Raw genomic sequence first — 10,177 nt, 5'->3', positions numbered from 1 at the left:
TTTTTTATGACAAATCTCTTGAATTTTCTAACTCCTTGCCCATTAAATCCTCTGCTTCCATTATTAGTTTATTTACCTGGAATGGATGGTTCCGGCGAGTTGATTAAATTTCAGTTGCCTGAATTATCGGTTTTATATGATATTCGCTGTCTTTCGATACCGTTGGATGATTTTACCGATTGGAATGAACTCGTAGAAATTTTAGCAAAACTTATCCACAATGAGCGAAAATTATTACCTTCACGACCCATAATACTTTGTGGCGAATCGTTTGGTGGTTGTTTAGCCCTTAAATATGCAGCGCACTATCCGGATCTATGTGATCGTTTAGTTTTAATTAATCCGGCTTCTTCTTTTAGGCGACGGCCATTCCTTGGTTGGGGAGCTTCCGTATCCCATTGGTTGCCTAACTCACTTTACCATTTGTCTACATTTGCGCTTATTCCTCTCCTTATTGAATCAAGAAGAGTTAATAGTCATAGTAGACAATCCCTGCTAAAAGCCATGCAATCTGTTAGATCTTCTAGCGCTATATGGAGAATTTTATTATTAAACAGTTTTGTTTTGGAACATTTACCATTGCATAAAATAAAGAATCCCGTTTTAGTTTTAGCGTCTGGCGCTGATCGATTGCTCCCCTCTGTAGAAGAGGCAAATAAATTAATCAACTATTTGCCTAATGCTAAAATGGTTATATTGCCAAGCAGTGGTCATGCCTGTTTATTGGAATCTGAAATAAGTTTAAATAGCATACTCGCGAATGAGAAATCATTTATGAATTTAGGTTCTTCTCCTGTAAGCTCAGCAATAGAATAATTGTAATATCGGCTAAACGGCAATTATTTTTTAAATGTTTTGTCTACTGTTCCATCAGGGTGCTCAGGGGGAGCATATAAAACATAAAGCTTGAGGGTATTATTTCCCTTGTTAATAATATTGTGCCAAAAGCCGCTAGGAATTAGTATTGCCCAATCGTCTGATACATTTTTGTCAAAAGTCATTTTATTTTTCATCGCTCCCATTACAACGCGGGCATTACCTTGCTCAACGCGGATAAACTGATCCCCCACATCATGTTTTTCTAATCCTATTTCCTCGCCTGGCTTGAGCGACATAACAGTTAACTGAAGATTTTTACCTGTCCACATTGTGCTACGAAAATTATCATTTGCTGCCGTTAATTTCTCAATATTTACTGCCCATGGTTTTTTGCCATTATCTTTGCCTAATTCAGGTTGCGCTATCGATGGGCTAGCAAAAACAGCAGAAATAAATATGCCGGCCGTGGCCGCTTTTAAAAAAGAATTTTCAAACATGGCATTTGTTGGATTTCTCTCAATCTATCAAACACTTAATTTTTTGTCAAATCAAGATGTTCCAACTCAGGATGAACAGCTGTAGTGGGATATTCCGCCAAGATTAAAGAATTGTTTCGGCTTCATTACATTATATTTTGATTCTAATTCTTTTGATTGTTCTTTGTAAGGATTGCTAAACACATCTTGCAACTCCTTGATCAGGCTGTAATCTCCTTGCGCAGCTTTTTCGTATGCTGGAGCAATAAGCCATTCTCGCCAGGTTATATTTGGGTTGCTGCTTTGCATAGCTGCAGATCTGGCGCCCAGATCATTGCAGCCCTTCAATTGAAGATGCCAATTTTGTAGCCAATTGTTCCATCGTGCATCTAGCTGCTCTGAGCTAGGCATGTAAAAGCTTTCTTTTAACATTGAGAGATCCTCAGGGATTACAGATAGCCTGCGGAAAAAGACTGTGTAATCTATTTTTGATATTATCATTAGTTCCAATAATTCATTAACAAGCAAGCTGTTGTAGCTGTTTAAACCGAGTTTTTTTACCCACATTGCCTCAATTTCTTGTTGCATTACTTCTGCAAATTCCTCTCGAATTTGATCTAGCTGGGCCAGGTTCTGAGCGTCGCCATCTAGCAGCTGCCTCAGGGATTTCCAAAACATTTCAAAATTAGCTTCTGCCGCAAAAGTTTGATTAAAAAATGCGAAATGCTCTCCGCCTCCGGTCCAGGGTTGAAAACTGGGATCAAACTGCTCGCAAAAGCCAAAGGGTCCGTAGTCGAGGGTGAAGCCCCCGGCCGCGCAGTTGTCGCTGTTGAAATTACCTTGGCAGTAGCCCACACGGATCCAATTAGCAACAAGTTTCGTGAGCCTTGAGCGGAATAAAGTTGCCAGCTCAATTACTTGATTACTGAAATCCAGGCCTGGATCAATTTCCTGCCGGTAATTGCGCTCAATTAGGTGTTCCGCAATCATCTTCAGCTCATTTTGAGCATTTGGATGAGCCTTGCTGCGGGCACGACGGGCAAATAATTCCAGTTGGCCCACGCGCAGGAAGGAAGGCGCTACACGTGTTGTAATTGCGGCGGGTGTATCTACCAAAATATCTGGATCGAGCGATTGTGAATTTTCTGAATACCATCCACGGCGCACTGTTTCAACTTGTGATACGTACAGCGTTAATGAGCGTGAGGTTGGTATTCCCAGGGCGTGCATAAATTCTTGGGCTAAAAACTCCCGCACACTGGAGCGGAGCACTGCGCGCCCATCCGCCCCGCGGCAATAGGGGGTTCTACCGCCCCCCTTTAGTTGCATCTCCCAGCGTTTGCCATTAAACAAACCCTCAAATATCGAAATAGCCCGTCCATCGCCGTAGCCGTTTCCAGTTCCAAATGGACATTGCTGCGTGTATTCACTGGCGTAGATCGATAGCGCGTAACCCGTTGCCCAGCCGTAGCCACGTATTGGTGCTTGTGCTGCTTTGATGTTTCCGGAAAATAGATTGCGGAATTGTTCGTTTTGAGCAAGGGCATCGCTGAGGCCTAACTCATTAAATAATGTTTTGCTATGTGCCACATATTTCGGCGCGGCTAGCGGTGTGGGTGTTACCGGCACGTAGTGCCCAGAAAACACTTGTCGGGGCATGTGATCATCACCATCCCATGTGGCTTGAGGGTCTGGTGTTAGTGAATCCAGAAGGGAATAGTTGGCATGTTGAGCAAATTCTTCAAATGTTGTTGTTTTTACTGATATCTCCATATTCGATCAATCCTCACGTGCGTTAAATTGTAAATGTATTGCAGCCAAAACGTTGAATATCACAACATGGCAATCCCGAGAAGCGTGCGCGCCTTTGGAGCGGCAGAAAGCTGTTCTGCATGCGCCCGCAACTGATGAACTAGTGCTTCAAGTGTTGCATTGCGGCTTATGCCATAGCGATATCTCAATGCTTGATAACCACTGGGGCATGACCAGTTTTCCCCTAATCCCAGGCCATGAGGTGGTGGGTCGCGTTGTGAGTGTTGGTGCTGGAGTTGATCCTGGAGTGATTGGTCAGTTGCGAGGGCTGGGCTGGATAAGTGGCAGCTGTTCCCATTGCTGCCAATGCTTAGGCGGCACAGGCAATCTTTGTTCATCTCTGGAGGCCACAATCGTTGGCCGTTCGGGGGGCTTTGCTAGCCATGTAACTGCAAAACAAGACTGGACAATTCCCCTGCCAAAGGGAATGGATCCCGCAGATGCCGGTCCGCTTTTTTGCGCCGGAATAACTGTTTTTTCTCCATTTATTGACGAAGCTATTTCGCCCACCGCCCATGTGGCCGTAATCGGTATTGGCGGCTTGGGCCACTTAGCACTTCAATTTGCACGGGCCTGGGGCTGCGAAGTAACAGCAATCACTACAAATTTAGCTAAGGCCAACGAGGCAATTAGTTTTGGAGCTCACCAGGTAAAAAGTATTGATCAACTTGCAGATCAGGCCGGACGGTTTGATCTTGTTATAAACACTGTTAATAAACCGCTTAATTGGTCTGCGGTGATGGCTTCCCTTGCCCCCCGCGGAAAACTGCACCAACTAGGTGCTGTGCTTGATCCAATTCATCTAAATGCTTTTGATTTGATCATGGCGAGGCGTTCAATCACCGGCAGCCCCACCTCATCGCCAGCAAGTCTTCTTAAAATGGTGGAATTCTGCGTACGTCACAACATTCGTGCGCAAGTGGAACATCTGCCTATAGATCGCGTTAATGAAGCAATTGAACGATTGCGTCGCGGCGATGTGCGATACCGTTTTGTACTCGATATGCATGAAATTAAATAGTTTGGTTAGGGCCCCCAGCGTTGCGATTTTAAAAAGGTTAGTTCAACCAGTTGACTTGCTTGATTACTGCCTGGTTTTAAATGCAATTTAAAACCGCCAAGATCTAAATTACCCAGTTTTCGGAAGGCCTCTGCTAACTTTTCCCGGCTCGGGTTTGGGCCCGCTTTCTCTAATGCAGCAGTGAGCCAGCGAGCAGCTAAAAAACCTTCCAAACTTGTATAGCCATAATGAGCATTAACCTTCTGACGTTGCATCATTTCCTGATATTGGGCTATCACGGGAACTCTGCGATTCCAAGGGAAAGGAAACACTTGAGAGATTCCAATCCCATCTGCCCGCCCGCCGGGTAGAGCATCTTGCAGGCCTTCAATTCCAACCGGTGAAAGGTTCATCAGCTGGGCCCTACTGCCCAGGCTTGAAAGGTTGCGGCTTAGTGAAGCCGAGGTGGCAAATGTGTTTATGCTTAGTACCGCATTGGCTTTTGCCTTAACAATTTTTTGTGCCACTTGATATGTATCAATAGAGTTTCGTGGCAAACTCGATACCAAAACGGGCTTTAAATTGTGGCGCGCAAGTGCAATCTTTGCAGAACGAAGCCCGTCAATCCCATAGGCATCGGTTACGTGAAATATAGCTATTCTATGCCGGGCATCACGAACTAAATGGTTGATAATTTTGTCGATTTCAGCTTGATAACTTGCTCTTAGGTTAAACACCATGGGCCTATATGGATTTAAAATATCTCTGGCTCCAGTAACGGGAGCCACAAATGGGATTCCAACTTTTTCAATTAGAGGTATAACTAATTTAGAATTTGGTGTACCAAAAAATCCAATAAGTGCGATAGCTTTTTCTCGGTGAATTAATTGATGGGTATTGGCTAGAGTTCGAGCTGGTTTATAATTATCATCAATACTTACCAAGCGAAGCTTGCGTTTGTGAATTCCGCCATTGCGATTAACTTCTGAAAACCAGGCAAGTATTCCATCTTGATAATCCTTAGCTGTTTGGGCAGATAAACCACTAAAAGGTGCCGACCGGCCAATAATTAGTTCTGATTCAGGAGTTTTCTCTTGTTGCAATCGAGGAGCGGAACGCCCTAGGGGCGGCGATATAAGCATTGACACTAGAAATAACGATAAAAGCCAATCTGCACCTAAAGTAAAACCAAATTTTCGCTTCATTTTGGTGGGAAGGAGCCGTCGCTGGAATTTTTTATCCATCTTTTCAATAGTAGTTGCTGCAATCCTGGCCTTAGTTGCGATCAGCCGAATCGATGTGGTTCCTTTGGAATCAAGGGATGAAGTGCGTCTTACAAGTTCATCTCGGGCTCTGAACATAGATCCAAAACAATTGCCCCCCAGCGGCTGGAGCACCTTACGCGGCGATCTACTTAATGCCAGTGAAGCGCAGGTTGATCGGATTGCTCTGGATAATGCTCCATATTGGGCCCAGGTTGGTGTTTATGCGAATACAACATCTGAGCTTGATTTGAGTATCCCCAGTTATGCCTCCGGGGGGTATATCTGGATGACATGGGGTGAATCATTACAGCGCTACCTTGAGGCAGAAGGGGTTTCAATTAATCAACGCTTTAGTTTCCTTAATACACTTACTAGTTCTACTCAGCCTCCAAGTTCAGAACTTACTCCGGTAGGTGATGGTGCAAAGAAGTTAGCTAATGGCGATTATTATCAGCTTTTTACCTACCGTGGTCAATATCTAATCGATCAGGCAAATTTCCGACGTTTTCCATTCATGAGCATCAGTTTGCCTTTATTTATTGAACCGGATGATAATGATGGCAGTTTAAATTACAAGACACTTCGCTTAGACCCCGATATTCGTAATAGCGGAATTGGTTTCAATGCTCGAATTCTTGGTTGGCTAAATCAAGGCTGGTCTATTGCTGAATATCGTCATCAATATGCAACAAATTTTGGGCAGGGTGGGGATGAAAGCGATTACAGTGTTGTACTTTTTGAAATTTCTTTTGGTACATCATCATGGGCTTCTGTATGGCGTTTATTGCTTCCATTGGTTGTATTAATGTCTATGGTGCTCTTAGTATTTAAGGTGCGTGCTGATGAGCAAGATGCCCGCGCAAGCATCCCGGTTACTGTACTGCTAACCCTTGTTTTTCTGCAACAAACTTACCGGGCTGATCTTCCCGTTTTGCCTTTTCTTACTTTCCTTGATCAGGTTTATATAGTTTCCTATATAGTAACGCTAGCTGCTTTTGTATTAGTTCTTTGGATTGGTCGTCGCTATGCTGATATTGAAGATATCGAAGATCCAATCGCCAAGGCAGCTTTACTCAAGCATCTGCACCGTTTGGATGATACTTGGCCGCTTCTTGTTACTTTAATAGGCGGATCTGCGATTGCGATATGTTGGATTACAATTCCTAATGTTGCTAGTTTTTCGATCGGATAGCTTTCAATTGCTTCATGCTTTATTATATAAACTCCTCAACTATGGCTCTAAGGATTCCAGATACATTTCCCCTCACGCTGATGTTGCTTGGCAGTGGTGAGCTGGGTAAGGAGGTTGCTATCGCGGCGCAGCGCCTTGGTTGCCGTGTAATCGCAGTAGATAGTTATGCAGATGCTCCCGCTATGCAAGTTGCTGATCTGGCTGAAGTTGTGGTGATGGGAAATCCAGATGCCCTTAAGGCGGTAGTGCGTAAATATCAGCCTGATTTGGTGATCCCAGAAATTGAGGCTCTAGCGGTGGATGCGTTAGCTGAGCTTGAAGCTGAAGGTATCACTGTTATCCCCACCGCTCGTGCCACTTCGGTAACGATGAATCGTGATCGAATTCGTAATCTTGCGGCAACAGACCTTGGGCTGCGTACGGCAGGGTTTGCTTATGCCAACAACCGCGCAGAGCTTGCTGCAGCGGCTGAAAAGCTTGGCTTTCCTGTGGTGGTGAAGCCTGTAATGAGTTCATCAGGTAAAGGGCAGAGCGTGGTAGAAACACCTGAGGCGATATCTGCTGCTTGGGACTTTGCTATGGCAGGTGCTCGCGGCGAAGGAGAACTTGTAATAGTTGAGGAATTTATTCGCTTTGAACTTGAAATTACCCTATTAACGGTGAAGCAATGGAACGGACCAACATTATTTTGTCCGCCGATTGCACATATTCAAGAGCGTGGTGATTACCAATGCAGCTGGCAGCCCGCTCAGATTCCAGAGGCTTGCCTAAAGAAAGCGCAGGCAATGGCGATAGCTGTTACTAATAATTTAGGTGGAGCAGGCTTGTTTGGGGTGGAGTTTTTTTTGTGTAGATCAGTTGCTAGTAACGCTGCTGATTCGCAGTATGAGCTGATTTTTTCAGAACTTTCTCCAAGGCCTCACGATACAGGCTTAGTTACTTTGATAGGCCAGAATTTAAGTCAATTTGAACTTCATCTAAGGGCAATATTGGGTTTACCAATTCCTACAATTTATAGCCTTGGTTCTTCTGCTAGCAGAGTTATTCTCGCCCATGAGAATTCAGCATCGGTTAGCTATGGAGGCGTGGCAGCAGCACTAGCTGAGATCGATACTCAGGTGTTGTTATTTGGAAAATCCGAAGCAAGGCCCCATCGCCGCATGGGTGTGGCTCTCGCGCGAGGTGCTAATGAGGCAGATGCCAGGCGTAAGGCAGACAATGCTGCAGCGCAGATCAAGGTGCTTAGCAGTTGAAGCAATGCCAAAATCACCAGCTGTGCGGCATAATTCCTTTGAGTTTCACTACCCCAAATTCAAATGAAAGACGACGACTTTTATTTAGATGGTGATAACGACGATGATTCAGCAGCATCCATTGCTGATTTGGGCGCTGAGCACTGGCAAGAAGAAATTGAATTTCTTGAACAGCGTTTACGCGGTGATCAAGGTGAGATTGATAAAGACGATAGAGATACTTGCCTAGAAGCATTGGCAATGGCTAAGGAGAATCTTGCCGCCGCTTTAAAATATTAAATAGCTTAATATTATGGCGTGTTAGTTTGTTGTTAATTTGTTCTTAGTTTATTTTTGCATCTGCCACGTAACAAGCGTTCCGATTGGGCTCCATAACAGAAAGGGAATTAGTAAAACTGCGGAAATTATTGAAATCTGAATTACCTGTGTTAGTAAAACACCTCCCCACAGCCAACCTGCAAATGCTATTAAGGTTCCAGTTTTGATCTTTCTTTGTTTACACATAACTAATGTATAGCTTTGCACCAACAGCAACAGGATTAAATATAATAGCATTATAAATGGATTCCAGCTTTTATACCATGCCGTTAAGGCTGAAAAATAGAAGCAACCATAAATAAAAATCCAAATTAGCGGTATAAATCGTTCGAAATTAAGCCAAGCCGGTCGTTTTAAGTTCATAAACCAAGCAAACTCCTTTTTACTTGGATTTAAGATGCCCCCCACTATGATTATTACCAGCAGGATTGATATTGCAGCAATCATCTAAATTAGTGGAGATGCTTCCACTAGCAATTCATCTTCTGGAGAAGGGCTTGGTATTAATTTAAGTGTTAGATTTTGATTTGGAAATAATGATAGATGGATATTTTTAAGCAGTCCAACTGTAAGCAACCTTATTTCAAGTTCTGCAAGCGATTTGCCTAGGCATACTCTTTCGCCACCCCCAAAGGGCAACAGCGTTACTTTTGTTTCCTTTTCTAAATGTCGTTGTGGCCGAAATTTGTTTAGGTCTGTGGAAGCAGTGCCACTGCGCTGGCTTGCAGCAATGCTCACCTGCACCACTCGATTTGGAGGCACCAATACCCCAGCCAAAGCGATCGCCTCTTTTGTGATCCGAAAGAAGCCGCCAACTGGAGGTGTTAATCGCATTACTTCTTTAATAACCGCTTCAAGCCTCGGTGCTCTTTGAGCGTCGTATTCAATTGCTTCATTGCCTTCAATTGGAGGCCAAGCTAGATTTACAAGTTCTTCTAATAACCAGTTTAAATCCGTTGGATTTTGCAGCAGGCTTAATACAAGGCAGCTGAGCGATGATGCAGTTGTTTCGTATCCTGCAAATAAAAGCAGTAGCAATTGTTCAGCTAAATCTTCATCAGTTAGTGGAATCCCAGCCTCATCAAGGCCCCCGGCTAGAAGATCAAGACCTCCCATTGATGTGGTTTGAGCTTTTTCTAATACAGAACTAATTCTCCGCATAAGTCTTTTACGGGCTTGAAATGCTTTTGCATATGGGCTGCCCGGAATAGCAATCGGTATGGAGAACAAACCTTCGCACCAGGTTTCAAAATCTATAAATAGAGCGTTGCAATCAGCTTGATCTAATCCCAATACCGTGTTCGCAATAACACTGAAAGCAAACCTCCTTAGTTTTGGCACCAATGCCACTGGTGAATTCGTAGTTAGTAGATCGTGATTGAGCGCTTCAACTAAGAGCACAATCGTTGGGCTGTAGCGATTTAAAGCAGCGCTTGTAAAAAGTTGCCCCACCACACGGCGCCGCGCTTTGTGGCCTGCACCATTTCTGTTTGCAAGCGATAAAGACCCCAGCAGTTTTTTTACACTTTCTGGCCACCAACCCTCCACAGCTTCAGCTTGGTTGAAAAGGTCGTTGATTGCCTTCTCACCGCGAATAAAAACTGTGCGCTGGCCGAGCAGGCTTGTTTCGTATACATCGCCGTAGCGCTCAAAGCGTGATTGGGCGAAATCGGGATCTCGAAAAAAGGCAAGCGTTTCCATAACGCCGCTTACAGCAGGGGTACTGGGCAGTGGTAGAAGCTCTGATTTATCAATCATTTCCCAGCTTTAAGGCCTAATTCGACCCTAACAAGCTCAGCTGGGCAGCGGATCATTTACTTTCCCGCAATGTTCTGTTACATTTGTTTTGTCGGAATACCGGCATCTATATCGGCCTTCGGGCCACACTCCCCACCCGAACTCATGCAAACCACAATTCAGCAGCGCTCCAGCGCTTCTGTATGGCAGCAGTTCTGTGAGTGGGTCACCAGCACCGACAACCGCCTCTATGTGGGTTGGTTCGGTGTATTGATGATCCCCACCCTGCTTGCTGCTACTACCTG

10 protein-coding genes and 1 pseudogene are annotated in these 10,177 nt (G+C 44.4%); 6 read left to right on the top strand and 5 right to left on the bottom strand.

Annotated features, from left to right (window positions below; all coding sequences use genetic code 11):
* Nucleotides 1-816 (top strand): alpha/beta fold hydrolase (locus KB557_RS06160; protein WP_315856202.1); only part of this gene is annotated, 816 nt, incomplete at its 5' end.
* Between the two features lie 23 nt (nt 817-839).
* Here KB557_RS06160 and KB557_RS06155 read toward each other — a convergent pair.
* Both KB557_RS06155 and KB557_RS06150 read right to left on the bottom strand, forming a co-directional pair.
* The gene (locus KB557_RS06155) at nt 840-1,316 is read right to left on the bottom strand and encodes a cupin domain-containing protein (RefSeq protein WP_255132345.1); all 477 of its coding nucleotides are present in this window, start codon (nt 1,314-1,316) and stop codon (nt 840-842) included.
* Nucleotides 1,317-1,382: 66 nt separating this feature from the next.
* Nucleotides 1,383-3,068 carry a protein adenylyltransferase SelO family protein gene (locus tag KB557_RS06150; RefSeq protein ID WP_255132342.1) on the bottom strand — a complete coding sequence of 562 codons (1,686 nt, stop codon included), beginning with the start codon at nt 3,066-3,068 and terminating at the stop codon, nt 1,383-1,385.
* A 52-nt stretch (nt 3,069-3,120) separates the two neighbouring features.
* Here KB557_RS06150 and KB557_RS06145 point away from each other — a divergent pair, with 52 nt between their 5' ends.
* The gene (locus KB557_RS06145) at nt 3,121-4,128 is read left to right on the top strand and encodes an NAD(P)-dependent alcohol dehydrogenase (protein WP_255132340.1); all 1,008 of its coding nucleotides are present in this window, start codon (nt 3,121-3,123) and stop codon (nt 4,126-4,128) included.
* A 5-nt stretch (nt 4,129-4,133) separates the two neighbouring features.
* On the opposite strand, the gene KB557_RS06140 is transcribed toward KB557_RS06145, so the two are convergent.
* Nucleotides 4,134-5,249, bottom strand: coding sequence for an ABC transporter substrate-binding protein (locus KB557_RS06140; protein ID WP_255132346.1), 1,116 nt, complete (start codon nt 5,247-5,249; stop codon nt 4,134-4,136).
* 67 nt (nt 5,250-5,316) lie between these two features.
* Here KB557_RS06140 and KB557_RS06135 point away from each other — a divergent pair, with 67 nt between their 5' ends.
* The 3 genes from KB557_RS06135 (at nt 5,317) to KB557_RS06125 (ending at nt 8,096) form a co-directional block, all read left to right on the top strand.
* Nucleotides 5,317-6,564, top strand: coding sequence for a hypothetical protein (locus KB557_RS06135; RefSeq protein ID WP_255132338.1), 1,248 nt, complete (start codon nt 5,317-5,319; stop codon nt 6,562-6,564).
* 41 nt (nt 6,565-6,605) lie between these two features.
* Nucleotides 6,606-7,817: a formate-dependent phosphoribosylglycinamide formyltransferase gene (purT, locus tag KB557_RS06130; RefSeq protein WP_255132335.1), complete on the top strand. Its 1,212-nt coding sequence runs from the start codon at nt 6,606-6,608 to the stop codon at nt 7,815-7,817.
* A 63-nt stretch (nt 7,818-7,880) separates the two neighbouring features.
* Entirely contained in the window at nt 7,881-8,096 is a 216-nt protein-coding gene (locus tag KB557_RS06125; RefSeq protein WP_255132333.1) for a hypothetical protein, read from the top strand.
* 48 nt (nt 8,097-8,144) lie between these two features.
* Here KB557_RS06125 and KB557_RS06120 read toward each other — a convergent pair whose 3' ends face one another.
* Together KB557_RS06120 and KB557_RS06115 are read right to left on the bottom strand one after the other, a co-directional pair.
* Nucleotides 8,145-8,582, bottom strand: coding sequence for a tryptophan-rich sensory protein (locus tag KB557_RS06120; protein ID WP_255132331.1), 438 nt, complete (start codon nt 8,580-8,582; stop codon nt 8,145-8,147).
* Nucleotides 8,583-9,893, bottom strand: a complete 1,311-nt coding sequence (locus KB557_RS06115) for a cytochrome P450 (RefSeq protein ID WP_255132329.1) — start codon at nt 9,891-9,893, stop codon at nt 8,583-8,585. It lies immediately after the preceding gene.
* A gap of 144 nt (nt 9,894-10,037) precedes the next feature.
* Between KB557_RS06115 and KB557_RS06110 the strand changes: the two are divergent.
* Nucleotides 10,038-10,177, top strand: a pseudogene (locus KB557_RS06110) (photosystem II q(b) protein); the annotation flags it as partial.

Origin of the sequence: Synechococcus sp. Cruz CV12-2-Slac-r (assembly GCF_024346075.1) — a bacterium.
Lineage (GTDB): Bacteria > Cyanobacteriota > Cyanobacteriia > PCC-6307 > Cyanobiaceae > Synechococcus_D.
Note: the sequence above shows the minus strand (reverse complement) of the source record. Positions and strands in the feature narration are given on the sequence as shown.